Here is a 26,080-nt window from a genome sequence, read left to right on the forward strand (position 1 = left end):
CCATCCACGTGGTGCTGGGGCCGGGGGGTTCCGGGATTTCCGTGGTCGCGGCCGCCGGAGCACTGCGCCGTGACCGCGGTCGTGGTCGTGCCCGCGCGCCGCTGGCCCGGCCGGACCGCCACACCCTGCTGATCACCGTCGACCGGCTTTCGCCGACGCCGGATCTGTTGGGGGTCTTCCGAATGCCCGGATCGAGCGTCGCGGTCTCCTCGGGTGTGCACCTGTTGACCCTGGACCGGCTGGAGTCGCTGGAGCAGACCTGGGCGGTGTTCGCCGAGGTGCTCTCCGCCGGCATTCGGGGCGCCAAGTCGACGCTGCCGGTGCTGGCCACACTGGCCGGCATCGACGCCGCGGAACTCGCCGCGCTGCCCGGCGTCGAGGAGTTCTTGTTGCTGCGGCGTATTCGTGACGAGGCCACCAGCGGCACCTGGGAGCGCATCGTCGTCGACCTGTCCGGGGTGGCCGATCCGTACTCCCTGCTGCGCGCGCCGACGATCCTGCTGCAGGCCCTCGAGCGGCTGTGGCCGCGCCACCGGCGTCTCGCGGCGGCCGCCGACACACCGATGCTCGCGCAGCTGACCGCCGCCGTCGACGCCATCGCGGGCGACTGCGACGACATCGTGGAGTTGCTCACCGATCCGCACGTCGTCGCCGGACATCTCGTCGTTGCGGCCGATGCGCGCGGTGCGGGTGCGGTGCCCCGTCACCTGGCGATCGCCGACCTGATGGGCTTTCCGATGCGGTCGGTCGTGGTGAACCGGGGTGTCGGCGCCGGCGCGCCCGCCGAGGTGGTCGTCGACGACCCGCAGGTCGCCGTGTCGACCGTCGACCTTGCCGCCGCCCCGGTGGATCGCCCGGCACGATTGCGCAAACTCGCTGTGTCACTTGCCCGTCCGACCGGAGTTGCGCGCGGCAGCGGTGCCGCAGCGGTGACGACGGTATCCGGTACGGGACTCGACTCCGTCTTCGAGATGTCGTGGGAGCAACGGCTGCCCGAGCCCAGCCGGTTCGACCTCGGCCGCAGTGGCGACGACCTGCTCGTCACCGTCGACGGGTTCCGCCACGCGGTGCGGCTGCCGTCGGTGCTGCGGCGCTGCCACGTCGGCACGGCGAGCTGGGACGGCCGACAGGTCCGGGTGCGCTTCACCCCCGATCCCGCCGTCTGGCCGCGGGATCGCCAGGCCTGAGAAGTGCCGGAGCGCGTACACCCGGAATGGAGGCGGGCGCGCCGCAGAGGGTACCGTGCTTGTGCACACGAATCGCCAGATGGAGTATCGACCGGATGAGCCGAGCGTATGAGGCGAGGGTATGAGCACTGACGACACGAGCCGTGGTGCCGACACCGGGTCGGGTTCTGAGCGCGGCGAGTCGACGGGCGACCCGCTGCGCGACCTGCTCCTCGCGCTGGCTGCCCAGATCGACGTCGTCGCGGGATGGTTCGGCACAGGTGGATCGGTGCCCACCGGCAGAACGGGGCCCACCGGCACCGCGCGACCGGCCGGGGCCGGATCGGGTGGTCCCACCGCGGCCGGCGCCTTCCTCGGCGACGGATCGGCCGCGGCCGCCGTCGGTGAGATCACCTCGCTGATGCAGGAGATCGGTGATCTGCTCGCGCGGCTGATCGCCGCACTCATCACCCTGTTGGAGGCGATCGCGGCGGCGCTGCGCAGTGCCCCCGCCGACGCCGGTGCACCGCCGCGGCGCTACCAGCCCATCGAGGTGCGCCTCGAGGCCGCCCCGCAGACACCGCCGCCCGGCGCGTCGCGTGGGCACCACGCGGTCGACCCGACATCGGAAAGTGAGAAGTGATGGGCGAGTTGACAATCGGCATCGACATCGGCGGCACCAGCGTGCGTGCAGCGGTGGTCGACGACTCGGGCGTCATGCTCGACACGCTGCGCGCGGCGACCCCGCCGACGGCCCAAGCTCTCGAACACTGTCTCGACCGTCTGGTCGGGGAGTTGACCTCACGCTGGGCGGCCAAGGCCGTCGGGATGGCGATCGCGGGCTTTCTCACCCCCGATCGCGAGGTGGTGCGATTCGCCCCCCATCTGCCGTGGCGGGAGGCCCGGGTCGCCGAGGAGATGACCACACGCATCGGTATCCCGGTGTTCACCGAACATGACGCGAACTCCGCCGCGGTGGCCGAACGTCACTACGGGGCGGCAGCCCGTGGACACAACGTGCTGGTGCTGGCGATCGGTACCGGCATCGGTGCGGGGCTGCTGATCGACGGGGAGATCTATCGCGGCAGCTTCGGTGTCGCACCGGAACTCGGGCACCTCACCATCGTCCCGGACGGCCGTCAATGCTCCTGCGGCAAGCGCGGATGTTGGGAGAGATACTGCAGCGGAACGGCTTTGGTCGACACCGTGGTCGAGCTCCTGGCCGACGGCGACTGGGGTCGCAGCCAGCTCGCGACCGACGTGGCCGCCGACCCCGGGTCGTTGACCGGCAGACGGGTGGCCGGTGCCGCCGCCGACGGCGACGCGGTGGCGGTGGCCGCCTTCGCCGCCTTCGCCGCCTCACTCGGACAAGGGCTGGCGATGATCGCCGATGTCTTCGACCCCGACCTCATCGTCATCGCCGGCGGTGTCGGGACCGCCTCGGGCCTGTACCTCGACGAGGCCCGCGAACACTATGCGCGTCTGGTCACCGGGGCCGGCCATCGGCAGCTCGCACGCATCCGCGGCACCCAGCTCGGTGAGAACGCCGGGGTGCTCGGTGCCGCCGAGGTTGCCCGCCAGGGGATCGGTGCGCACGGCCGGCACGTCGCCGATGTCTGAGGGCAGGCGGGTATGTGGGGGCCGGAGATGGACGAGGCCACAGTCATGTCCGTCGGGTGGCCGATATCTCACGGGCATCGGCTGGGGTGAGTAGAGTTCACAATCGGATCGAGTGGCCGGAAAGCACTCGTCGGTGCGACGAAGGGTAGTGACACACGCGATGTGGTACCAGGTGTTCAAGTACGTGCTGCTGGGCCCGCTGCTCCGGTTGTTGGGGCGGCCGACGATCGAAGGGCTGGAGAACATTCCGACGCGCGGACCGGCCATCCTGGCCAGCAACCACCTGGCGGTGATGGACAGTTTCTTCTTGCCGCTGATGTGCCCGCGTCGCATCTACTTCCTGGCCAAGGCCGAGTACTTCAGCGGTACCGGACTCAAGGGCGGGTTCCAGCGCTGGTTCTACACCGCGGTCGGACAGATCCCCATCGACCGGTCCGGTGCCGAGGCTGCCGCCGGTGCGTTGACCGCGGCGAGCCGCCAGCTCGAGAAGGGTGAGCTGATGGGCATGTATCCCGAGGGCACCCGATCGCCCGACGGTCGGCTCTACAAGGGCAAGACCGGGCTGGCACGGATCGCGCTGGAGACCGGGGTGCCGGTGATCCCGGTCGCGATGATCGGCACCAACAAGTTCAATCCGCCTGGGACCGTGATGTTTCGGCCGACCAAGGTCACCGTCCGGGTGGGTAAGCCGCTCAACTTCGATCGCTACGAGGGCATGCAGGGCAACCGGTTCATCGAGCGCGCCGTCACCGACGAGATCATGTACGAGCTGATGCGTCTGTCCGGCCAGCAGTACGTCGACGTCTACGCGGCCAGCCTCAAGGATCGCGCGCCCGCCGACGCCGTGGAGTCCAAGCCCGCGGCCTGAGTGGGCCCACAGGCCCGTGTGGCCGCCTCTTCTCGTCCGGGTCAGCTCGTGCGGGTCTGAGCGAGTTCGGCTCGCCCGGTCGCCTCGTCGGCGCTCGGGGCGCGCAAGCCCTCGGCCGGGAAACGCCAGATCACCACGAGTGCGGCGATCCCCCAGATCGAGTACGAACTCCCGACGACCTGCGCGAGCACCGACCACGAGGCCGAACTCTGCGGGAGGAATTGAAAAGGTCCGAGGGAGAACAGGATCAGTCCGACGGCGGCCAACCCCAGATGGGCGATCCGGGTGCTGCGAGACGACGTGCGCGCGGCAACCGTGATGGCGGTCAGGATCAGCGGGATCGCCCACACCCAGTGATGCGCCCACGAGGTGGGGGAAACGAGCAGACCCCAGACCGCGATCGCGCAGGTCGCCAGCACCGCGTTGATCCGCGCCGCGGGACCCGCGCCGGCCCGAAAGGCCTCCCGGGGACGGCAGACGTGCACCGCGCACAACGCCAGCACGGTGACCGCCAACGAACTGAGCACCCAGGCGATCTGACCGTCGACGCCCGGCATCACACGCACCCATGCCGCGTTGAGGTTCTGGTTGATGCGTCCGGCCGGATCGCCGATCCGCGTCGTGTGGAACAGCGTATGCGTCCAGTAACCCAGCGAATCGCGCGGCAGCCAGACCGCCGCGAACGCACCCGCCAGCACGAAGGTGAGACCGGCGGTGGCGGCCGCACGCCAGCGGCGGGCGACGGCGAACACGGGGAGGAACACCAGCGGGGTCAGCTTGATCGCCGAGGCCAGACCCACCAGGATGCCCTGCGCCCGCGTCCAGGGCTTGCGCACGCGGGCGACGACGAAGACGTCGAGCAGGATCATCGCCATCAGGATGACGTTGACCTGACCGAAACCCATCGTCATCCACACCGGATTGAGCCACAGCGCTCCCGCGGCGACGAGCGCCGCCAGCCACCAGCGATTGGCGCGGGCACCGACAGACAACAGCGAGAGCACGATGTGGACGATCAACACCAGCAGCGCGATGGTGAGCACCGACATCACCACCCCGGCCACCGCCAGGGGCATCGCACCGAGCGGGACGAAACCGATCGCGGCGAACGGCGGGTAGGTGAACGGCAACCAGATGCCGTCACTGGTGAACGGCATCGACCCATCGGCATACAGGCTCTGGCCCTGCTGCCAGATCTGCGCGCCGATCCGGTAGACGTCGAGGTCGATGCGGGTCCGGGTGCCGAAGCTGGAGGTGAAGGGCACCCCGAACATCTGCATCCCCGCCGAGGCGAGGAAGATCACGCCGATCACGATGCGCGCGCGCCGGGTCGGCGACCAGCGGCGTAACCGCTCATCCACCGAAGTCAGCATTGTCGTCATGACGGGCTCTTCGTTCCTCTCCGGCGACCCTCGCCGGGCGGCGGGTGATACTTACCAGTATGCGGTTCTTCTACGACTCGGAGTTTATCGAGGACGGCACCACGATCGATCTCGTCTCGATCGGTGTCGTCGCCGAGGACGGTCGAGAATTCTACGCGGTGTCCACCGAGTTCGATCCGGGCCGGGCCGGGGAGTGGGTTCGGGCGAACGTGCTGCCCAAACTGCCGTCGCCGTCGTCACGGGCATGGCGGTCCCGGCGCACCATCCGCGACGACCTCCTGGCCTTCCTCACCGCCGAGCCCGGCGACGTCGAATTGTGGGCCTGGGTGGGCGCTTACGACCACGTCGTGCTGTGCCAGCTGTGGGGTCCGATGACCGCGTTGCCGCGAACGATCCCGCGCTTCACCCGGGAATTGCGCCAGCATTGGGAGTACGCGGGTCGCCCATCCCTGCCGTCGGCACCCGCCGACGCCCACGACGCACTCAGTGATGCTCGACACAACTGGCGGAAGTGGCAGGCGATCGAACAGGCACGGCAGGCGCGGGGCTGATCAAACTCGATCACTCTCGGCCGATGCACGTCCGCGAGGGCGGCCTCGCTGTGTTGCGCCTGATCAATCTCGACCGATGCACGTCCGCGGCACACGCCTCGCTACGCTGGAGCAGTGGTGAACTGGACCGTAGACGTTCCGATCGACGAACTGCCCGAACTCCCGCCGCTGCCCGGCGACCTGCAGGCGCGTTTTGCCGACGCGCTGGCCCGTCCCGCGCTGCAGCAGCCGAGCTGGCCCGCCGAGGACGCGCGGCGCATGCGCACGGTGCTCGAGTCGGTGCCGCCCATCTGCATGCCCGCCGAGGTCCGCACGCTCGCCGGACAACTCGCCGAGGTCGCACAGGGCCGGGCCTTCCTCCTGCAGGGCGGTGACTGCGCCGAGACCTTCGCCGACAACACCGAGCCGCACATCAAGGGCAACATCCGCACGCTGCTGCAGATGGCCGTCGTGCTCACCTACGGTGCGAGCCTGCCGGTGGTCAAGGTCGCCCGCATCGCCGGTCAGTACGCCAAACCACGCTCGGCCGACACCGACGCACTGGGCCTGCCGTCCTATCGCGGCGACATGGTCAACGGGTTCCCGGCCGAGGAGGGCACCCGCATCCACGACCCCTCACGACTGGTGCGCGCCTACGCCAACGCCGCCGCGGCGATGAATCTGGTTCGCGCGCTGACCCACTCGGAGGCCGACCTGCGGCGCGTCCACGACTGGAACCGGGAGTTCGTCCGCACCTCCCCGGCCGGGGCCCGCTACGAGGCGTTGGCCTCGGAGATCGACCGGGGTCTGCGCTTCATGGACGCGTGTGGGGTCTCCGACTCCTCGCTGGGTGCCGCCGACATCTTCGCCTCGCACGAGGCACTGGTCCTGGACTACGAACGGGCCCTGCTGCGCCTGGCCGAGGCGCCCGAGGACCCGAGTGTCGGTGCCGACGGCAAGGTGCTCTACGACCTGTCGGCGCACTTCCTGTGGATCGGTGAGCGCACCCGTCAGCTCGACGGCGCCCACATCGCCTTCGCCGAGCTGATCCGCAACCCGATCGGCATCAAGATCGGCCCGACCACCAGCCCCGAGCAGGCCGTCGAATACGTCGAACGTCTCGACCCGTACAACGAGCCCGGCCGGCTGACCCTGGTGGCTCGCATGGGCAACGGCAAGGTTCGCGATGTGCTGCCGCCGATCGTCACCGCGGTCGAGGCCAGCGGGCACAAGGTGATCTGGCAGAGCGACCCGATGCACGGCAACACCCACTCCTCGCCCACCGGATACAAGACGCGCCACTTCGACCGCGTCGTCGACGAGGTGCAGGGATTCTTCGAGGTGCACCATGCACTGGGAACCCATCCCGGCGGCATCCACATCGAGCTCACCGGTGAGGACGTCACCGAATGTCTCGGTGGTGCACAGGACATCTCCGACCTCGACCTCGCCGGACGCTACGAGACGGCGTGCGACCCGCGCCTGAACACCCAGCAATCGCTGGAGCTGGCGTTCCTCGTCGCGGAGATGTTGCGCGGCTGAGGGTTTCGGGTGTCGGGGGTTTTCGGTTGCCGGGGGTTTTCGGGGCCGGGCTCGTCAGGAGAGCAGTAACTGGGAGCCGACCCACCATCCGGCGCCACCCGCCGCGGCGGCCGCGATGAGCACGATCACCAACCAGATCAGTGTGCGCAGCCGCCGATCGGCGAGATCGTCGAAGGGGTCGGGCATGCCCTGCGCGCCGCCGCGCTCGCCGCTCGCCGGCGTGGACGCGGCACCGCGATCGATGACCGCCGAGGCCTTCGTCGAGGGCGCGTCGGTCGTCGGTCCGGGCCGCGAGGCCACCCGGGTGCCCTGCGGGCTCGCCGCCGCCCGACGGCGCGCCATCGTCTCGCGCTCGGCGGAGCGTCGTGGGGCCGGCACGGTGAACGGCGGCAGATCGAGATCCTCGGCCACGTCGAGCAGCGCCTCCCGCATCTCGAAGGCGTTCGCATAGCGATCGGCCGGGCGACGTTCGGTCGCCCGTAACACCACCTCGTCGAGTTCGACCGGGACCCCGGCGATCACGTCGCCGGGTGCGGGCACGTCATAGGTCAGTCTCTGGTACGCCAGTGCCAGTGGCGTGTCGCCGCGGAACGGCGTACGCCCGGTGAGTAATTCGAAGAGCATGACCCCCATCGAATAGACGTCGCTGCGCGCGTCGGCGGTCGCGGACTCGACCTGTTCGGGGGAGAGGTAGGCGGCGGTGCCGAGGATGACGCTGGCCGAGGTGACCCCCGATTCGGCGACCGCGCGGACCAACCCGAAATCGGCGACCTTCACCTCGCCGGCATCGGAGATCAGCACGTTCTCGGGTTTGATGTCGCGATGCACCAGACCGGCCGCGTGTGCCGTACCCAGTCCGCCCAGCGCCGGATCGGCAACAGCGACCACCGCATGCGGGGGCATCGGGCCCCGCTCGCGCAACAATTCCCGGACGCTGCCGCCCTCGACGAGTTCCATCACCAGGAAGGCGACCCCGTCGTCGATGCCCTGGTCATACACCGCGACGAGCCCGGGATGTTTGAGGCCGGCCACCGCCCGTGCCTCGAACTCGAAGCGGCGCAAGAACTGTGGGTCCGCGGCGTATCGGGTGTCCATCACCTTGACCGCGACGTCGCGGCCCAGTCGAAGATCGAGACCGAGATACACCGCCGACATCCCGCCACGGGCGATGGGCGCGTCGATACGGTAGCGGTCCTCCAGCACCGCCCCGATCAACTCGTCGACCCCTGCCTGCACGACTGTGAATCTACCTGGGTGGCGCGACTGCGCACCGGAACCACGGTGGTGGCGGCGAACGAGGTGAAGACACGGCCCGGGAGACGGTAATCTCTGGGCCGTGAGTTCACTTCCCCTCTCGCGCGACGTCATCCCGGCCGAGGTCGAGACGTATTCGGTCGACGAGGTCTCCCGACTGTTGGGCGTGTCGACCAATCGCGTGCGCACCTTGATCCGCGATCACCGCCTGCTGGCCGTGTCCCGAGACGGCGAGCCCGCGGTGCCGTGTCTGTTCTTCGACGATCTCGGCATCGCCAAGCACTTCACCGGCCTCGTCGACGTGCTGCTCGACGGCGGGTTCACTCGCGACGAGGCGATGCGCTGGCTGTTCACCGAGTTCGACGATCTGCAGATGCATCCCGCGGCGGCGCTGCACACGCATTCGGCCCGTGAGGTCATCCGGCGCGCACAGGCGCAGGCGTTCTAGGCCTCACTCCGGGACCGGTTTGGGTTCGGCGCCCCACAGTCGTCGGGCCAGGGTGCCCAGGCGCAGCGGGTCGGGACGCAGCAGCGAGATGGCGGCCAGTAGCGAGAGCGCGGCGGCCAGTGCCACCTCGGGCAGTTTGTAGAAGACGATCGAGTCGTCGGGCTGGAAGACGATCAGCATGAACGTCGACACCCCGACCACGACGGACCGCACCCAGCCGGGCAGCGTGAAAGCAACCGCGACGACGAGGACCCAGGTGTAATACCAGGGCAGTGTCGACGGTTCGAGCAGCAGCACCGCCAACATCGCCCACGCCAGCCCGGCCATGGCGCTGCGTTCGTCGGCACGATGGCGCCACCACAACGCCACGAGGATCATCGCCAGACACACCGCGCCGATCGCCCGCGTGACGGTCAGCACCGGCCACAGGTTCAGTGCGGTGAACGGTGCCGCCACCAGCGTCACCAGATGTGCTGAGGCGGTGGGCAGCGTGAACCAGTTGATGATCTGGTCGGCCCAGCCCAGACCGGTGAGCCAGCCCAGTCCGAGACCGAGAACGGCGGTCCAGGCGGCGAACACCGCGACCGGAACGGCGATCACCACCGCGAACACCCGCGCGACATCGGCGCCGGTGACCTTGCGTTGGGATCGGGTGTGCGAGAGCCAGATCCACACCACGAACGGGATCGCCACGCCCGCGGTGACCTTGATCGACACGGCCAGCCCCAGTACCGCCAGACCGCTGACGTGCCGGCCGGCGACGGTCAGGGCGAGTCCGGCGGCCAGCACGCCCATCATCAGCAATTCCACGTGCGGGCCGCCGACGAGGTGGATCAACACCATCGGATTGAGCAACGCCAGCCACACCCCGACCTGCGGCGAAGCGCCGAAGTGGGTCGCCACACGTGGAACGGCCCACAGCGACAACAGGAGTCCGGGTAACAGCACCAGACGCATCAGCCAGACGCCGGTGAGGACGTGCTCACCGGATACCGCGACCACACCTCGGGTGATCGCCATGAACATCGGGCCGTAGGGCGCCGTCGTCGACGCCCACACCTGCGCCATGCTGTCGAGGACGGGGCCGGGATGGTGGGCCGGCCCGTCGGCGTAGGGATCGAATCCGGAGGCGAAGACCACCCCCTGCCCGAGGTAGGCGTAGACGTCGCGACTGAACAGTGGCACGGTCACGCACAGCGGTGCGGCCCACCCGATCACGGTCCATCGCAGTGTGGTCAGGCTCGGGAGGGGCCGGCCGGCATCGGGGGAGCAGAGTCGTCGACCCAGCCTCATCCACGCGAACACCATCGCGGCGATACCGAGCCAGAACACGATCGCGCCCAACGTCTTTCCGTGGCCGTAGGTGATCGCGTCGAGTCCCACGTCCTGCAGACCCGGGTGGTTGCGGGGGATGTCGGCGACCGAGAAACCGCCCAGACACACTGCGATCGCCCCGATCCCGCCGAGCCAGATCTCTGCGGGCACGAACGGTGTGGGGGCCGGAGGTGCCGCGGCGGGCCGGCCGGGAGTTGTCGCAACTCGACTGCGCGAGAACATCAATCAGGCCTCGCGGTGGGCGATCCGACCGGCCATCGCGATCAGGTCGGCCCGGATGTCGGTGCCGATCTCGGCGCGTTCGAGCCGGGCCACGGCGGCCTCGAGCAGAGCTGTGACGCGGCGTTCGATCTCCTCGACGGCGCCCACGTCGACGAGTAGCTCACGGATACGGGTCAACTCGTGATCGTCGAGACGCCGGCCGACCGCATCACGCAACACCGCCGCCAATCGCGGATCGCGCTGCTCGGCTCGTTCGAGGCTCAGTGCCACAAGTGCGGTGCGTTTGCCCTCGGCGAGATCGTCGCCGGAGGGTTTACCCGTTCGATTCGGGTCGCCGAACACCCCGAGCAGGTCGTCGCGCAGCTGAAAGGCGATGCCCAGATCGTGGCCCACCGAGCGCAGGTCGTCGAGCAGCACCGCGGGCGCGCCGGCCATGCGGGCCCCCAGTTCGAGCGGACGGGCAACGGTGTAGGCGGCCGTCTTGAATTCCATCACCCGATAGGCGGATTCGACGGTGTCATCGCCGCTGACCTCGTTGACGATGTCGAGGTACTGCCCGCCGAGCACCTCGGTGCGCATCGCCGCCCAGACCGCGGACACCTCGGCCGGAAGCGGATTCGGTGCGGGTGCGCCGGCGTCCGGGCCGGCCGGGCTGTGTCCGCCGACGAGGTCGTCGGCCCAGGCCAGCGCGAGATCTCCGGCGAGGATGGCCGCGGCGACGCCGTGGCCGGCCCCGTCGCCGGACCACCCGGCGTCGCGATGGGCGGTCTCGAAGCGCCGATGCACCGTCGGCCGACCGCGGCGGGTGTCGGAATGATCGATGATGTCGTCGTGGATCAGCGCACACGCCTGGACGAGTTCCAGTGCGGCACACACCCGCAGCGCGTCGGCGGCGGATTGCTCAGGATGGGGCGGACGCCTCTCGGGGCTGCTGGTCGCGGCCAACCAGCCCGCGTAGGCGAACATCGGCCGGACCCGTTTGCCGCCGAGCCGGACGAAGTCGGCGACGATGTCGGCGGCGCGTCCCACGACCGGCGAGATGGCGCCGGCGACCGGCAACGTGGCGTCGAAGAAGCGCTCGAGGACTGCGCCCGTGGCGACGGGTACCTCCGACAACGACGTCGGCTCTGCGTCGGCGGGCGGCGGTGCGGTCGGGCTCATTCCCTCAGGCTAGGGCATGTGGCCCGGGGGCAGACACGCCCCGGAGCGCCTACCGGGCACGGTCCCGCAGCGACGGACCTGCGTGCCACTGCAGCCGGGTGCCACGGCAGCCAACGTGCCACAACGACCTACGTACAATGGCGCGGTGACCTCATCCCCACCGGCGCTCTCCGTTGTCGAACGCCTTGCCGCACCGCCGGCCAACGGCGTCGTGCACTTCTCGGTGGAGTTCATGCCACCCCGCGATCAGGAGGGCGAGGCCCGGCTGTGGCGCGCGGTCCGGGTGTTCGAGCGTCTCGACCCGTCATTCGTGTCGTTGACCTACGGGGCAGGCGGATCGACGAGGGATCGTACGGTTCGGATCGCCGGTGAACTCGCGACGCAGACCACCCTGGTGACGGTCGCGCATCTGACCGCCGTCAATCACAGCATCGCCGAACTGCGTGCCCTCGTCGGGTCCTACGCCGACCAGGGCATCACGAATCTGCTTGCGCTGCGCGGGGATCCGCCGGGCGATCCCCTCGGCGAATGGGTCCGGCACCCGCAGGGTGTGGAGTACGCGCGCGAACTCGTCGAATTGATCTCGGGCCTCGGAGACTTCCACGTCGGCGTCGCTTCGTTCCCCGAGGGGCACCACCGCGCCCGCGATCTCGATCAGGACACCGAGGTGCTCGTCGGCAAACTGCGTGCCGGTGCCGAGTATTCGGTGACCCAGATGTTCTTCGACGTCGAGGACTTCCTGCGGCTGCGCGACCGGGTGGCGCGCGCCGACCCCGAGCAGGCCGCCAAACCACTCATTCCCGGGCTCATGCCGATCACCTCGCTGGCCAGCGCCCGTCGCATGACACAGCTGTCGGGGTCGGTGATCCCACCCGCGGTCGAGCGACGCTTCGCCGAGGCCGCCGGTGACGGACCGGAGGAGGATCGCGCCGCGGTGCGGGCCGTCGGCATCGACTTCGCCACCGAGACCGCGCAGCGACTCATCGCCGAAGGCGTTGCCGGCCTGCACTTCTGCAGTCTGAACTTCGCCAAGGCGACGTGTGAGGTGCTCGACCGCCTCGGCGTCGGCGTGCCCGACGCGCTGCCGACTGTCGGGGCGCGCTGACGGGTCGATCGGCCGGTTCGGGGTGATCCCGCGGGAGTCGGTTCAGGACTTGCCGGTGTTGCCGGCGTCGGGTGCCCCGGCGTCGCGGTGCGCAACTCCCTGATCCGGAGCGGCGTCGGCGGGGACGGTGGCCTTGTCGTCCGTGGCCGCCGCCTTCTTTCCCGCCGCCTTCTTACCGGAGTTCTTCTTTCCGCCCGTCGACGCCGCCCGGGCCGGTCGTCCCGGACGCGGGCTGCGGTCGCGGGAAACATAGGCCAACCGGATGATGACGAGCACCACCGCGGCGCAGATGAGCACCATCAGCCACGTCCAGCCGCCGAATGCGGCGGTCGACGGGTCGGCGTAGGTCGATTCGGCGGTGAAGTCGGCCGACTTGCCGGGCTCGGGCGTCCAGGAGACCGAGGTGTTGGTGTTCTGGTCGCCGTTGGTCGCGGTGATCGGGCCGGCGAACGAGATCGTGAAGCGGACGTAGTCGCGATTCGGGATCAGACCGGTGAGATCGGTCGACCCGCGGAATCGCACCACCGAGCCGCTGCGCTTTGCCGACAGGTCCATGGTCATCGCGGTGTCGCCGAAGGCGTCGGCGATGATGTCGCCGAGCTGGCTGAGCTGACCCGCGGTCAGGTTGCTGAAGGTCGCACGGCTGCCGACCAGCGTGACGTCGTCGCTGCTGTCGCCGGACTGCTCCTGGGGTGTCGGGGCCGCCGATGTGGAATCCGACGGCGCGGAATCCGACGGTGCGGAATCAGACGGCGTGGAATCCGAGGACGGCTGGTCGGTGTCCTCCGACGGCGATGGCTGCGCCGACGCCGGCGCGCCCGAACCCTGTGTCGACGTGCTGGCGCGATAGTCCGAGACCGCGATGTTGCCTGTCATCGACTCGGGGATGTCGAATTTCGGTGCGCCACGCGGATTGTCCGGCGAGGTGGCCACGACCACGCTGCCGGCGAATCGATCACCGACCGTCGTGGACCGTTGCAGGCATCCCGACATCAACGGGGCCGCGATGAGCAGCACGACCGTGAGCACAAAGGCAGACGCGCGGGGTGGGCTCAGGCGAGTGATCGGCGGACGCACGCTGCTCATCGTGCCAGATGCCGGGGTGATAGCGGCCATAGGCGCCGACCGCGTGTATCGCCGGGGTGCCGGCCCGTGCCGCGGGCGATCGCGGCTCGTCCGGCGATACGCCCGCTGGCGCCGGTGACCCCACCGCCGGGATGGGTCGAGGCGCCGGCGAGCAGGATGCCGTCGGCGCCGGGCACCTCGTGGCCGGACAGGTCCGGGTGCGGACGAAGCATGAACATCTGGTCGATCGTCATCTCGACGTGCATGATGTTGCCGCCGATCAGTGCCAGTTCGGATTCCAGCGCCTGCGGGGTCTGGATGTGGCGGTGCTCGATGCCGTCGGCGAAGCCGGGAGCGTGACGCTCGACCTCGGCGATGACCGCGTCGGCGGCGACGGCGGCCACCTCGTCCCACCCGGATCCGTCGGCGAGATGACGCGGATGCCATTGCGCCCACAGATTGACGAGATGATGCCCGGGCGGGCTGAGGGTCGGGTCGATGCCGGAGAATCCCATCGCCAGACACGCAGGCCGCTCGGGCAGTTCGCCGACCGCTGCCGCGGTCTGTGCGCGGCGGAGCTGATCCCGGTCGTTGACGAGCAACCCCAGTGCCGAATGCACGCCGTGCGCGGGGAGGTCTGCGGGCAGATCCCGATACCCGGGCAACTCGCGGGTCCCCAGACGCACGGCCATCCCGATACCCGAGCCGACGATGATCTGACGTCGCCACCGCGCGAGCGCCTCGGGGTCGAATCCGCCGGCCGCGAGCAGGTCGAGGGTGGCCAGGATGTGGCAGGCGCCGATCACCGTGTCGGCACATCGCGGCGCGCCGTCGGCGGTTTCGACCCGCCAGTGGTCGCCGCATCGGGAGATCGAGGTGGCCGCGGCTTCGGTGACCACCTCGCCGCCGTCACCGGTGAGCCGGCGCACGAGCGCATCGGTCAGCGCTCCGCTGCCGCCGACGGCGCGGCCGGGTGGGATCTGGTGCATCAGCGCCGCGAACCCGATCATCGGGGCGGTCGCGGGGGCGCTCATCGGCGGGCCCGACTGGGCACCGAACCAGGCGAGGGCGGCCTTGAGGTGCTCGGAACCGAACCAGCGGTCCAGCAGGGCATCCCCGGACGACATCAGGTCCTGGGTCACCGACATCATCCGGCCCGACCGCGCACCGAACAGGCCGGTCCGCGCGGTGGTGGCGGTGGGGCCGAGACCACCGAAGGCGCGCGCGAACCGCCCCGGCGTGGCCGGTTCGTAGAAGGAGCGCATGAGTGCTCGGGCGCGCGGCGCCCAGGTCGCCACGAAGGCGCGATAGGCGTCGGCGTCGGCGCGTCCGCAGGCACGTTCGATCGAGATGCAGGTGGCGTCGAGGTCGGTGCGGAAGACGATCGGTCCGGCGGTGTCGGTCGCCGGACAGAACGCCCACGGGTCGCAGTCGAGGTAGGTCAGACCCGCGTCGGCGAGTGCGAGTTCGTCGAGGACCGGGGAGTGGCGGATCATCAGGTGCGCCGACGAGCCGCGGTCGACGCGATAGCCGGGAAAGCGCTCGACGGTCGACACCGCACCACCCGGGATGGTGTCGCGTTCCAGGACGGTCACCGAACGCCCCGCCCGGGCCAGGTAGGCGGCCGCGACCAGACCGTTGTGACCGGCGCCGACGACGATCGCGTCGCCCACCGGATGCGTCGTCATCGGGTCCGGTCGGATTCGCCGGGGACGGGTTGCCCGGGGACGATGGGTTCGCCGGGGACGATGGGATCGGCGGTGCCCGGCACGACCGTGGGTGCGACGAGGGGTAGTCGTCGCCCGAGGAAGGCGAACGGGCGCGGGTCGCCGGTGAAGGTGAATCCGCGCAGGACGTCACCGAAGCCCATGCGCCGGTACAACGCCCAGGCGCGGTTGCCCTCGTCGGCGATCTCCGGTGTGGACAACAGGACGTGGTGTTCGGGTCGGTCGGCGAGGAGGCGGTGCAGTAGCCATTCGCCGATCCGATGTCCCTGCGCACTCGGGTGGACGTGGAGTTCGGTCAGCTCGAAGTAGTCCTCGGTGATCTCGTCGATGATCCGCGGGTCCCGACCGGTCGATCGCAGACCGGCGCGGAGTTGCTGATTCCACCATTGGTCGCGCGCTCCGCGGTAGCCGTAGGCGATACCGACGAGCACCTCGTCGCCGCGGGGGGACAGGGGCGGGTCCAGCCGTCGGCGGACGAGATCCAGCGAGCCGTCCTCGGCGGGGGACACGGTCGCGATCGCGCCGTAGGCCTCCCATCCGGGTCGGCGGATGTGCTCACGCCACAGTCCGGCGCGATGCATCTCGGTTCCGCGGGGATAGTTCATCGCTGTGACATAGATCTCGAGTGCCGGGCCCAGCCAGACCGCACAGTCACGTCCGTCGAGACGGGCGATCCGAATCGTCACGTGCGGTCCTTCCTGTTGTCGATCCCGTGCTCGGATGCCCGCCCCCTTTTGTCGGTGGCGTCGGGCATGGTGATGCGCATCGGGTTGCCGAACGCCTTGCCCCGGCGATCAGATCTGACTACCATTGAATCCGTCGAACGGGTGTTCGATGAATGTGCCTCCGCAAGCTGTTCGCCGCCACCCGACGACCGACGCGGTCCGGCGGTGGGCGAGGGAAGCGCCTGCCCTCGGAGCGCGTTGACACCAAAGGGTCGGCCGGCACGGCCCACCTGACCCACGAACACCGCGACAACGGGAGGAGGCCCATGATGACACGTCGAACGACCCCACAGGTCGAGGTGGATCCGATCGTCGTCGGGCGCGCGCGTGACCTGCTTGAACGTGCCGATCTCCTTCTCGAGAACGCCGACGGGATCACCGACGACGCCGAACGCTTCCGGCAGCTGTACCTGACCTCGTTGCGGGCTGCCGGTGCGGCCCTGGCCATCGGTGAGCCGACCAGCGGCCGCTCGACGCGCGGTTTGTCGTCGAACGCATGGAATCGTCTGGCGGTGATCATGCCGGACCTGGCCGAACAGGCCGAACGTTTCGCCGCATGGTCTGGTCTTCGAATGAACATCGAGGCCGGATTGGAGCGACATGTCGATCCGGTTGTCGTCGCCGAACTGCACCGCCTGGTGCTGACATTCCTCGACACCGTCGAGGGCGTGGTGATCGCCTATGAGCAAGGCGGACATGGCGCGCAATCGGGATCGCTGGCACATCCTGCGTGATGTGTCGTAACCCGTCGGGCCTCCCGAGCCGGTGCCGCGCGGCGCCATCGCATCGGCGCCGGTAACGGCCCCGAACACAAAAACGATTCAACGAGTGCGGTTATGGTGGTCGCCGCCGGAATCACCTCGTATCATGGCTGTAGGCCGCGAACACAGTCATCAGGCGAGTATCGCGGCGAACATCTCGTCGATGGCTCGTCGGTTACAGGTAAGGAGGGTCGGTGCCACTCTCGGAGCACGAGCAGCGCATGCTCGAAGAGATCGAAAGCGCTCTGTACGCTGAGGACCCGAAGTTCGCGTCCAGCGTCACTCGTCGCCGCCTCGGGCGGTCGACCGGTCGTCGCCGCATCCAGGCGGCCGTCGTTTTCGTCCTCGGTCTGGCGCTGTTGATCGTGGGACCCATCATCGGGCTCGACGTGGGTGGTTTCCCCATCCTGAGTCTCGTCGGCTTCCTCGTCATGTTCGCCGCCGCACTGCTGGCGCTGTGGGGCGGGCTACCCGGCAAGGGAGCGCCGCCGTCGGCCGATCGCGGCCCGGGCGGACGTGGGTCCGGAGGGCGCGGATCGAAGGCCGCGACGCCCAAGCGCAAGTTCACCGAGCGCATGGAAGACCGCTTCAATCGCCGGTTCGAGCAGGAGTGATCCCGCAACGAACCCACTGAGGTTCCGCGACTGATTTCTCACAGCAGCCGCACACCCCCGCCGGGTGTGCGGCTGCTGTCGTATGTCCACGTCGGGGGCCGCCCCCACTCGGCCCACCGGATTCCCCACACAGCCCCACCGGAGTCCCCACACAGCCCCACAGGCATCCCCACCACGCCCCACCACACCCGGAATCGCGATCTCACCAGCCACAATTATCCTCACAGACCTCACCTGTCAGGCAGGGCCACGCCGGTCCACATGGCTGAGACCTACCGTGTCGCGATCTCAATTGTGCTCTTGACCTGCGTATTCATCCGCGGGTGGGGAATCGGGGCGGTTTTGGGGTGGAAAGTGGTGGAAAGTGGGGTACTGTGGGCGTCACTGGGTGAGGCGATCCGGAACGCCGGACCCGGTGGGCGGGAGGTGCCGACATGTCGACGAGATTTGTCGGTACCTACACGCCCAAGTTGGACGACAAGGGGCGACTCACGTTGCCCGCGAAGTTTCGCGACGCATTGGCAGGAGGGGTGATGGTCACACGCGGCCAGGACCACAGCCTGTCGGTGTATCGGGCCGAGGAGTTCGATGCGATCGCGGAGAAGACGATGGAGGCGTCGCGCAACGATCCCGAAGCGCGCGCTTTCCAGCGGTACTTCTTCGCCAGCACCGATGAGCAACGGCCCGACGGGCAGGGGCGGATCACCCTGGCGGCCGAACATCGGCAGTACGCGGGACTGTCCAAGGAGTGTGTGGTGATCGGCAGCTTCGATCACCTGGAGATCTGGGACGCACAGGCATGGCGTGACTACCAGAGTCAGCACGAGGAGAACTTCTCGGCGGCGAACTCCGCGGCGTTGAGCGCGGTGCTCTAACTCCGCAACGTGGGTGCAGGACAGATGCACAGGGCTTCGGGTGGCACGAGGCCCCGACCCGGTCCGACCCTGGCGTACTTCCCCAACGCCAGGTGCGCGATCGGGTCGGGACCCCGCTCCACCACAAGCCGACGCAAGCAACACACGACAGCCGCCCCTCTTCGAGGCCGGCCCGCGCGACGGGTGCGGCCGCTCGGGGGACGGCGCACTCGGAGGGGCAGGCCGGTGACACCGCAGGACGACGACAACAGTGCGGGTGCGCAGACCCCGCCGTCGCGTCGCTCGGGCGAACGCCGTTCCGGCGAACACGGGCACGTGCCCGTCATGGCTCGACGCATCATCGAACTATTGCGCCCGGCTCTCTCGAATCCCCCCGCTCTCTCGAATTCCACTGTCGCACAACCGGTGTTCGTCGATGCCACGCTCGGCGCCGGCGGGCACACCGAATTGATCCTGCGCGAGTTCGGGTCGGTCCGGGTCATCGGGATCGATCGGGACGCCGCGGCGCTGACCACCGCCGCTGCACGCCTGGCCGACTTCGGGGATCGAATTACGTTCCACCAGGCCAGATTCGACGAACTCCCGGCGGTTCTCGTCGAAGCAGGCGCCGACCGCGTCGATGCCGCCCTCTTCGATCTCGGTGTGTCCTCGATGCAACTCGACCAGGCGGAGCGCGGTTTCGCCTACGCCGTCGACGCACCGCTGGACATGCGAATGAATCCCGAGGCCGGACCCACTGCGGCCGATGTGCTCAACACCTACTCCCATGGCGACATCGCCCGCATCCTCCGCGAATACGGCGACGAGCGCTTCGCCGGCAAGATCGCGTCGGCGATCGTGCGCGAACGCGAGCGTGAGCCCTTCACCACCAGCGCGCGACTCGTCGAACTGCTCTATGCCGCGATCCCGGCGGCCACCCGGCGCACCGGTGGGCACCCGGCCAAGCGGACCTTTCAGGCGCTGCGGGTGGAGGTCAACGGTGAACTCGAGGCGCTCCGACAGGCGCTTCCGGGGGTGTTGGCGTCGCTGCGGGTGGGTGGTCGTGTGGCGATGATGAGTTACCAGTCACTCGAGGACACAATCGTCAAGCGGGAGTTCGCATTACGGACGACCTCGACCTCGCCGCCCGGGCTGCCGGTCGAATTGCCCGGCACGGCACCACGATTCCGACTCATCACTCGAGGTGCCGAGCGCCCCGACCAACAAGAACTCGACACCAATCCGCGATCGACGCCGGTCCGGGTCCGTGTCATCGAACGAATCGCAGAGGAGGAGGTGAGATGACCCTTCTCGACGACATCGAACGCCAGGATCGACTGCGCGACAAGGATTCCGACACCACTGAACACACCCCCCGGCGCACCCGTGGCGGGGTCGGGAGGCCGACCCGATCGCGGGCGGCCCAGCGTGCGATCGATCGGCACAGCAAGCGGACCGCCTCCCAGGAGCGGGGCGCACGACGCGGCTCGGTCTCGGCGCCCGTGGTCGCGGCGTCTGGCGCCCGGCGAATCAGTCTGTCCGAGCGACTCTCCCGCGTGCCCTTTGTCATCCCGGTGCTGCTCGTGCTCGCCTTCGGCCTGGGTCTGAGTCTCTGGCTGTCCACCAAGGCGGCTCAGGACTCCTATCAGATCGGCATCGCCCGCCAGCAGAATCAGGAGTTGCTCGATCGCAGCGACACCCTCAAGCGCACCTTCGAGTCGGGTAACTCCGCACCCGAATTGTCCGATGCCGCAGGGGCGCTCGGGCTCGTGGTGGATCAGAACCCGGCCCGCATGGTGATCGGTCCGGACGGTAAGCCGCGCATCGTCGGCGATCCGGAGCCGGCCACCGGAAAGCGCATGCCCTCGATCAACCCCGACGATCAGCCGAATCCGGCTGCCACGATCGACCCGAAGAAGGTCGATGACTCGGTGGGTCTTGGTGGCGCCCCAACGGCCTCACCGAGTTCCACCGCACCGAGTTCCGGCACGGCGGGTACCGCCACACCGAGTCCCGGTGCCGCGGCACCGGGTGCAACGACTCCGGCACCTGCCGGGACCGGCACGCAACCACCGGCCCCGGCAGCGACCACGCCTGCGCCCAATGTGTTGCCGCAGGCCGCGCCGGCGACAAGCAACCCGCCGAGCGGAAATTCGCCGGAGACGCGTTAGTACGGTGGACAATTGACGATCATGACGACACGTGCGACCAGACCGGCCGCCTCCGGCCATTCGGCCGCCGGCGGAGCAGGCCGTCCACCGCGGACCCCCCGACAACCCCCGAAACGACCGCAGACCTTCGTCGTACGCAGCCGGATCGCGGGTGTGGTGGTGCTGCTCGCGGTCATCGCCGTGGCGGTCCGCATGGTGGTGGTCCACACCATCGAGGCGCCGGCCCTCGCACAGCAGGCCGCAGCCCAGCGTGAATACACGCAGATCATGACCGCCAAGCGTGGCGCGATCCTCGATCGCAACGGGCGGCCGTTGGCCTACACCGACGAGGCGCGGTCGCTGACCTTCCTGCCCAAGGCGGTGCGCAACTCGATCGCCAAGGCGCACAAGGACAATCCCAGCCTGCCCGACGTCGAGACAAGACTGCATCAGATCGCCGACGGCGTCTCGGGTGCGCTCGGCGGATCGATCAGCGCCGACGACCTCTACAAGAAGCTCACCAGCGACGACACGTTCGTCTATCTCGCGCGCTCGATCAGCCCCGACGTCGCGTCGCGGATCACCACCGACTATCCCGAGGTCGGAGCCGACCCGCAGAGCGTGCGGATCTATCCCGGTGGATCGTTGGCCGCCAACATCGTCGGAGACGTCAACTACGACGGCAACGGACTGATCGGTCTCGAGGCGTCACTCGACTCGGTACTGGCCGGCACCGACGGTTCCAAGACCTACGACCGTGGGTCCGACGGCGCGATCATCCCCGGCTCGACGCGCAACGTCCACCCGGCGATCAACGGCGCCAACGTGCAATTGACCATCGACTCCGACATCCAGTGGTACGTGCAGAGCGAGGTGATGAAGGCCAAGGCCGCATCGGGGGCACGGTCGGCGTCGGCGGTGGTGCTCGACGCGAAAACCGGTGAAGTACTCGCGATGGCCAACGACGGCACGTTCAACGCGTCCAAGCCGCTGTCGGATCAGCCCGACGCCAACCTCGGCAACCCCGCGGTGACCTCACCGTTCGAGCCGGGATCGGTCAACAAGGTGATCACCGCGTCGGCGGCGATCCAGTACGGATTGACGACTCCCGAACAGGTACATCAGGTCCCCGGCAGCATCCACATGGCCGGAGTGACCGTCAACGACGCCTGGGTCCACGGTGTCGCCCCGTACACCACGACCGGAATCTTCAGTAAGTCCTCCAACGTCGGCACCCTGATGCTGGCCCAGCAGGTGGGCGAGCAACGATTCGCCGACATGGTCAATCGCTTCGGACTCGGTCGCATCACCGGCGTCGGGCTGCCCGCCGAGAGCGGCGGCGAGGTTCCCGCGTTGAGTCAATGGTCGGGTGGTTCGTTCGCGAACCTGCCGATCGGCCAGGGCCTGTCGATGACGCTGCTGCAGATGACCGGTATGTATCAGGCCATCGCCAACAACGGACTGCGCATCCCGCCACGCATCCTCGAGTCCGAGACGCGAGGGGGCCAGTCACCGTCCGAGGAGCCACGCCCACCGGGAGTGCAGGTCGTGAGCCCGCAGACCGCGACGACGGTGCGCAACATGTTCCGCGGGATCTTCCAGGACGATCCGATGGGCGAACAGGAGGGTACCGGCGCCAAGGGGGCAGTGCCCGGCTATCAGCTCTCCGGCAAGACCGGCACGGCGCAGCAGGTCGATCCCGCGTGTGGGTGCTACTCGAACTCGAGCTACAACATCACCTTCGCCGGGATCGCCCCCGCCGATGACCCGCGGTTCGTCGTCGGGATCATGCTCGACAATCCCAAGCGCAGTTCCGACGGTTCGGGCGGGCAGTCGGCGGCGCCGCTGTTCAAATCCATCGCCTCGTGGATCCTCCAGCACGACCGCATCCCGCAATCACCGCAGCCCACACCGCGTATGGTGCTGCAGGCCTCGTGAGCCCCGACGCCCGGCGCCGACCCTGCACGGGTCGGGGTCGGGCTGACGGTATCGTGAGTGCGTTCACGGGCGTATCAGACAACACCGGCCGGTAGCGGCACCGGACAACTGGTACATGACAGCCGGCACACGACAACCGGCACACGGCGAGGGGCTCGGCCCCGCGCCGTGTTCGACGGGGTGAGAGGAGGGGATCGGCGCGATGGCAGCACGGAGCGGATCGTCTCGGCGACGTCGGTCGACCGACCTGAGCCGCCCCACCCAGCTCGATCCCACCGAGGTCGGCGTCCTGTCACAGGCCACCGGCGCGCGGCTCGACCTGGTGGGCGAGGCGAGCGCGACAACCGCGGTCACCGGGGTGTCACTGCGTGCGCAGGACGTCCGTCCGGGCGACCTGTTCGCGGCATTGCCCGGGGCCCGCACCCACGGTGCCCGATTCGCCGCCGACGCCGTCGAGCGTGGTGCGACCGCCGTCCTCACCGACGCCGCGGGACGAGCCGAACTGACGCGTGTCCTACCCACCGAAGCCACCTGTGCAGTTCTGGTGCATCCCGAACCCCGACGTGTCCTCGGCGGGGTGAGCGCCCGTATCTACGGCAATCCGTCGCAGCGACTCAAGCTCATCGGTATCACCGGAACCTCCGGCAAGACCACGACGTCCTACATGGTCGAGGCGGCACTGCTCGCCGCCGGACACTCGGTGGGGTTGATCGGCACCGTGGAGACACGCGTCAACGGTGTCGCGGTGCCGAGTTCTCTGACCACCCCCGAGGCCCCGACGCTGCAGGGGCTGCTCGCCGCCATGGTCGAGCGCGGCGTCGACACGGTGGTCATGGAGGTCTCGAGCCACGCACTGGCGCTCGGGCGCGTCGATGGCGCACATTTCGCGGTGGGCGCCTTCACGAATCTGTCGCAGGATCATCTCGATTTCCATCCGACGATGCGCGCCTACTTCGAGGCCAAGGCACTCCTGTTCGCCGCCGGGTCCTCGACCCGCGCGGTCCGTTCGGTGATCTGCGTCGACGACGAGTGGGGACGACGGATGGCCGAGATCGCCTCCGCTGGTTCGTCATTCCCGCCGGTGACGGTGTCGACGACCGATGTCGGCGCATCCTGGCGGGCCGAACAGGTGACCGTCGAGGCGGACGGGTCACAGCACGTCACGCTCTCCGGACCCGGGCGCAGCGGCGTCGAGATGGTGCTACCCCTGCCCGGCCGGTTCAACGTGGCGAACGCCGCCCTGGCCGTCGCGATCGCGGTCGCCGCCGGGATCAGCGCCACCGAGGCCGCCACGGCGCTGGCCCACGTATCGGTGCCGGGTCGCCTCGAGCGGGTCGACCGCGGACAGTCGTTCCTGGCGATCGTCGACTACGCGCACAAACCCGGCGCGCTCGATGCCGTGTTGTCGACGCTGCGCGCACAGACCACGGGCCGTATCGGCGTGGTCGTCGGGGCCGGCGGCGATCGTGACCACGGCAAGCGCCCCATGATGGGCGCTGCGGCCGCTCGGGGAGCGGAGTTGGTCATCATCACCGACGACAACCCGCGCACCGAGGACCCTGCGGCGATCCGGGCGTCGATGCTCGCCGGGATCGCCGAGGTATCCGCCGAGGAGTTGCCCGCGGGTGCCGATCACCGCGAGATCGGGGACCGGCGAGCGGCCATCACCGCCGCCGTCGAGTGGGCGCAGCCCGGTGACGTGATCCTCGTCGCAGGCAAGGGACACGAGGCAGGTCAGGAGATCGACGGCGTGAAGCACCCCTTCGACGACCGCGTCGTGCTCGCCGAGGCCCTGGACCGGTTCGCCGGTGAGACCACCGAGGACACCGCGGGCCGAGGGGCTCGCCGGTGAGCGCTGAGCTGACCGTGCTCGCCACCGCGACGCCCGCACGGATCGATGACGTCACCTCGGGTCTGCGGATACTCGTCGAGTCGGCCGACCGGGCCCGACGAGCAGGTGCGGACGATGCGGGCGACGGGCGAAGCCGGCGGACGTGGGCGGTCATCGGCGAGCTCCTCGTCGAGGGCCCCGACAGCGACGACGAGAACCACCGGGCCGTCGAACACGATCGGGTGGGCCGGCTCGCGGTTCGTCTCGCCGTCGACAAGGTGCTGTGCGTAGGCTCCGGCAGGGTTGTGCGCGCACTGCATCAGGGCACCGTGATGGAGGGGTCCTGGGGTGACGAGGTGCGTCAGGTCCAGAGCGTCGAGGAGGTCGTCGACCTGTTCGCCGACGAGCCGCAGTGGCGACCGCAACCGGGCGACACCGTCTTGTGGGCGGTGTCGGAGGCCCCGGCCAGTGAGATCACCGCATTCATCCAGGACGCATTTCATCACCCGGTGAGCCTGCGGACGGTGCAGGCGGAGAAAACGGCGCAGGCCGACAGGACAGCGCAGACCAAGACCGCGCAGACCAAGACAGAGCAGACCGAGAACACCGATCAGGCGGGGCGGGCAGAGCAGCCGGACACCCCGGACGCAGGAGTGAACGAGTGAAGGCGAGGACGTTCAGGTGACCCAGATCCTCATCGCGGGGGCCATCGCGGTGGCGGTGTCGATCATGCTCACCCCGTTGCTGATCCGGTTGTTCTCGCGGCAGGGCTTCGGTCAGGAGATCCGGGTCGAGGGCCCGCAGAGCCACCAGACCAAACGAGGAACCCCGTCCATGGGCGGCGTCGCGATCATCATCGCGCTGTGGGCCGGCTATTTCGGTGCCCACCTGGCCGGGTTGTTCATGGACTCCGACGCCGGGCCGAGCGCATCGGGATTACTCGTGCTGGGACTCGCGACCGCATTGGGCGGTGTCGGATTCCTCGATGACTTCATCAAGATCCGCAAGCATCGCAACCTCGGCCTCAACAAGACCGCCAAATCGATCGGGCAGTTCATCGCCGCGATCCTCTTCGGCATCCTGGTGCTGCAGTTCCGCAACAACTCCGGCCTCACCCCGGCCGGACCGTACCTGTCCTACGTACGCGACATCGACGCGATCTCCATGGTATCGGTGGCCTTCGTCGTCTTCGTCTGGCTGGTGGTCGCCGCATGGTCGAACGCCGTCAACTTCACCGACGGTCTCGACGGCCTCGCCGCGGGTTCGATGGCGATGGTGCTCGGCTCCTACGTGCTGGTGGCGTTCTTCCAGTTCGTCAACGCCTGCTCGGGCGGCGCGAAACCGGCCAACGACATCCCCCAGGGCTGCTACAACGTGCGCGATCCGCTGGATCTGGCGTTGATCGCGGTCGCCGGTGGCGGAGCGTGCCTGGGCTTCCTCTGGTGGAATGCCGCACCGGCCAAGATCTTCATGGGCGACACCGGGTCGCTGGCGCTCGGTGGCATGCTCGCCGGACTGTCCATCACCACCCGCACCGAGTTGCTCGCCGTCGTGATCGGCGCCCTGTTCGTCGCGGAGATCGTCTCGGTGGTCATCCAGATCGCGTTCTTCCGGACCACCGGGCGACGAGTGTTCCGCATGGCGCCGTTCCATCACCACTTCGAGCTCGGCGGTTGGGCGGAGACGACGGTGATCATCCGATTCTGGCTGCTGACGGCCATCGCCTGTGCGCTGGGGCTCTCGCTGTTCTACGGCGAGTTCCTCGCCGTCAAGGGCTGAGAC

General features: G+C 68.9%; 24 protein-coding genes. 17 read left to right on the top strand and 7 right to left on the bottom strand.

Annotated features, from left to right (window positions below; translation table 11 throughout):
- Positions 1–8: 8 nt before the first annotated feature.
- The 4 genes from QNM97_RS08580 (at position 9) to QNM97_RS08595 (ending at position 3,654) form a co-directional block, all read left to right on the top strand.
- Positions 9–1,187: an ArsA family ATPase gene (locus QNM97_RS08580; protein WP_283822376.1), complete on the top strand. Its 1,179-nt coding sequence runs from the start codon at positions 9–11 to the stop codon at positions 1,185–1,187.
- A 121-nt stretch (positions 1,188–1,308) separates the two neighbouring features.
- Positions 1,309–1,809 carry a hypothetical protein gene (locus QNM97_RS08585; protein ID WP_283822377.1) on the top strand — a complete coding sequence of 167 codons (501 nt, stop codon included), beginning with the start codon at positions 1,309–1,311 and terminating at the stop codon, positions 1,807–1,809.
- Positions 1,809–2,786 (top strand): ROK family protein, encoded by a 978-nt coding sequence (locus QNM97_RS08590; protein ID WP_283822378.1) that lies wholly within the window; start codon positions 1,809–1,811, stop codon positions 2,784–2,786. The genes QNM97_RS08585 and QNM97_RS08590 overlap by 1 nt, the downstream gene beginning before the upstream one ends.
- Before the next feature lie 160 nt (positions 2,787–2,946).
- Positions 2,947–3,654 (top strand): lysophospholipid acyltransferase family protein, encoded by a 708-nt coding sequence (locus QNM97_RS08595; RefSeq protein WP_208791617.1) that lies wholly within the window; start codon positions 2,947–2,949, stop codon positions 3,652–3,654.
- Between the two features lie 41 nt (positions 3,655–3,695).
- Here the strand turns inward: QNM97_RS08595 and QNM97_RS08600 are convergent, their stop codons facing one another.
- Positions 3,696–5,027 carry a glycosyltransferase 87 family protein gene (locus QNM97_RS08600; RefSeq protein WP_283823142.1) on the bottom strand — a complete coding sequence of 444 codons (1,332 nt, stop codon included), beginning with the start codon at positions 5,025–5,027 and terminating at the stop codon, positions 3,696–3,698.
- A gap of 68 nt (positions 5,028–5,095) precedes the next feature.
- Here QNM97_RS08600 and QNM97_RS08605 point away from each other — a divergent pair, with 68 nt between their 5' ends.
- Together QNM97_RS08605 and QNM97_RS08610 are read left to right on the top strand one after the other, a co-directional pair.
- Positions 5,096–5,587, top strand: a complete 492-nt coding sequence (locus QNM97_RS08605; RefSeq protein ID WP_283822379.1) for a polyadenylate-specific 3'-exoribonuclease AS — start codon at positions 5,096–5,098, stop codon at positions 5,585–5,587.
- A gap of 114 nt (positions 5,588–5,701) precedes the next feature.
- Positions 5,702–7,108: a class II 3-deoxy-7-phosphoheptulonate synthase gene (locus QNM97_RS08610; RefSeq protein WP_283822380.1), complete on the top strand. Its 1,407-nt coding sequence runs from the start codon at positions 5,702–5,704 to the stop codon at positions 7,106–7,108.
- Positions 7,109–7,162: 54 nt separating this feature from the next.
- Here QNM97_RS08610 and QNM97_RS08615 read toward each other — a convergent pair whose 3' ends face one another.
- Positions 7,163–8,344, bottom strand: a complete 1,182-nt coding sequence (locus tag QNM97_RS08615) for a protein kinase domain-containing protein (protein WP_283822381.1) — start codon at positions 8,342–8,344, stop codon at positions 7,163–7,165.
- A gap of 100 nt (positions 8,345–8,444) precedes the next feature.
- Here QNM97_RS08615 and QNM97_RS08620 point away from each other — a divergent pair, with 100 nt between their 5' ends.
- Positions 8,445–8,810, top strand: coding sequence for an Rv2175c family DNA-binding protein (locus QNM97_RS08620; protein WP_283822383.1), 366 nt, complete (start codon positions 8,445–8,447; stop codon positions 8,808–8,810).
- Positions 8,811–8,813: 3 nt separating this feature from the next.
- On the opposite strand, the gene mptB is transcribed toward QNM97_RS08620, so the two are convergent.
- Complete coding sequence (gene mptB, locus QNM97_RS08625; protein WP_283822384.1) at positions 8,814–10,367, bottom strand: polyprenol phosphomannose-dependent alpha 1,6 mannosyltransferase MptB; 1,554 nt, start codon at positions 10,365–10,367, stop codon at positions 8,814–8,816.
- A 3-nt stretch (positions 10,368–10,370) separates the two neighbouring features.
- Entirely contained in the window at positions 10,371–11,528 is a 1,158-nt protein-coding gene (locus QNM97_RS08630) for a polyprenyl synthetase family protein (RefSeq protein WP_283822385.1), read from the bottom strand.
- Positions 11,529–11,673: 145 nt separating this feature from the next.
- On the opposite strand from QNM97_RS08630, the gene QNM97_RS08635 reads away from it, so the two are divergent.
- Entirely contained in the window at positions 11,674–12,633 is a 960-nt protein-coding gene (locus QNM97_RS08635; RefSeq protein ID WP_283822386.1) for a methylenetetrahydrofolate reductase, read from the top strand.
- Positions 12,634–12,675: 42 nt separating this feature from the next.
- On the opposite strand, the gene QNM97_RS08640 is transcribed toward QNM97_RS08635, so the two are convergent.
- From QNM97_RS08640 to QNM97_RS08650, 3 genes are read right to left on the bottom strand one after another with little or no spacing between them, the layout of a single operon-like run.
- Positions 12,676–13,719, bottom strand: a complete 1,044-nt coding sequence (locus tag QNM97_RS08640) for an LppM family (lipo)protein (RefSeq protein ID WP_283822387.1) — start codon at positions 13,717–13,719, stop codon at positions 12,676–12,678.
- Positions 13,716–15,386, bottom strand: a complete 1,671-nt coding sequence (locus QNM97_RS08645) for a phytoene desaturase family protein (protein WP_283822388.1) — start codon at positions 15,384–15,386, stop codon at positions 13,716–13,718. Before QNM97_RS08645 ends, QNM97_RS08640 begins: the two co-directional genes overlap by 4 nt.
- Complete coding sequence (locus QNM97_RS08650; protein WP_283822389.1) at positions 15,383–16,111, bottom strand: GNAT family N-acetyltransferase; 729 nt, start codon at positions 16,109–16,111, stop codon at positions 15,383–15,385. Before QNM97_RS08650 ends, QNM97_RS08645 begins: the two co-directional genes overlap by 4 nt.
- A 305-nt stretch (positions 16,112–16,416) precedes the next feature.
- Between QNM97_RS08650 and QNM97_RS08655 the strand changes: the two genes are divergently transcribed.
- The 9 genes from QNM97_RS08655 (at position 16,417) to mraY (ending at position 26,077) form a co-directional block, all read left to right on the top strand.
- A complete protein-coding gene (locus QNM97_RS08655; RefSeq protein WP_283822390.1) occupies positions 16,417–16,884 on the top strand; it encodes an SAV_6107 family HEPN domain-containing protein in 468 nt (155 codons plus the stop codon).
- Positions 16,885–17,105: 221 nt separating this feature from the next.
- Positions 17,106–17,525, top strand: coding sequence for an SCO2097 family morphological protein (locus QNM97_RS08660; protein ID WP_208791607.1), 420 nt, complete (start codon positions 17,106–17,108; stop codon positions 17,523–17,525).
- A 434-nt stretch (positions 17,526–17,959) separates the two neighbouring features.
- A complete protein-coding gene (mraZ, locus tag QNM97_RS08665) occupies positions 17,960–18,400 on the top strand; it encodes a division/cell wall cluster transcriptional repressor MraZ (protein WP_208791606.1) in 441 nt (146 codons plus the stop codon).
- A 324-nt stretch (positions 18,401–18,724) separates the two neighbouring features.
- Positions 18,725–19,684 carry a 16S rRNA (cytosine(1402)-N(4))-methyltransferase RsmH gene (gene rsmH, locus QNM97_RS08670; RefSeq protein ID WP_283823143.1) on the top strand — a complete coding sequence of 320 codons (960 nt, stop codon included), beginning with the start codon at positions 18,725–18,727 and terminating at the stop codon, positions 19,682–19,684.
- Entirely contained in the window at positions 19,681–20,550 is an 870-nt protein-coding gene (gene ftsL, locus QNM97_RS08675) for a cell division protein FtsL (RefSeq protein WP_283822391.1), read from the top strand. The genes rsmH and ftsL overlap by 4 nt, the downstream gene beginning before the upstream one ends.
- 21 nt (positions 20,551–20,571) lie before the next feature.
- On the top strand, positions 20,572–22,467 hold the full coding sequence (locus tag QNM97_RS08680) for a peptidoglycan D,D-transpeptidase FtsI family protein (RefSeq protein ID WP_283822392.1): 1,896 nt from the start codon (positions 20,572–20,574) through the stop codon (positions 22,465–22,467).
- 202 nt (positions 22,468–22,669) lie between these two features.
- Entirely contained in the window at positions 22,670–24,319 is a 1,650-nt protein-coding gene (locus QNM97_RS08685; protein WP_283822393.1) for a UDP-N-acetylmuramoyl-L-alanyl-D-glutamate--2,6-diaminopimelate ligase, read from the top strand.
- The gene (locus tag QNM97_RS08690; RefSeq protein WP_283822394.1) at positions 24,316–24,963 is read left to right on the top strand and encodes a UDP-N-acetylmuramoyl-tripeptide--D-alanyl-D-alanine ligase; all 648 of its coding nucleotides are present in this window, start codon (positions 24,316–24,318) and stop codon (positions 24,961–24,963) included. The genes QNM97_RS08685 and QNM97_RS08690 overlap by 4 nt, the downstream gene beginning before the upstream one ends.
- Before the next feature lie 16 nt (positions 24,964–24,979).
- Entirely contained in the window at positions 24,980–26,077 is a 1,098-nt protein-coding gene (gene mraY, locus QNM97_RS08695; protein ID WP_208791601.1) for a phospho-N-acetylmuramoyl-pentapeptide-transferase, read from the top strand.
- Positions 26,078–26,080 lie beyond the last annotated feature (3 nt).

The organism is Gordonia sp. L191 (genome assembly GCF_030077625.1).
In the GTDB taxonomy this organism is placed as follows: Bacteria; Actinomycetota; Actinomycetes; order Mycobacteriales; family Mycobacteriaceae; genus Gordonia; species Gordonia polyisoprenivorans_A.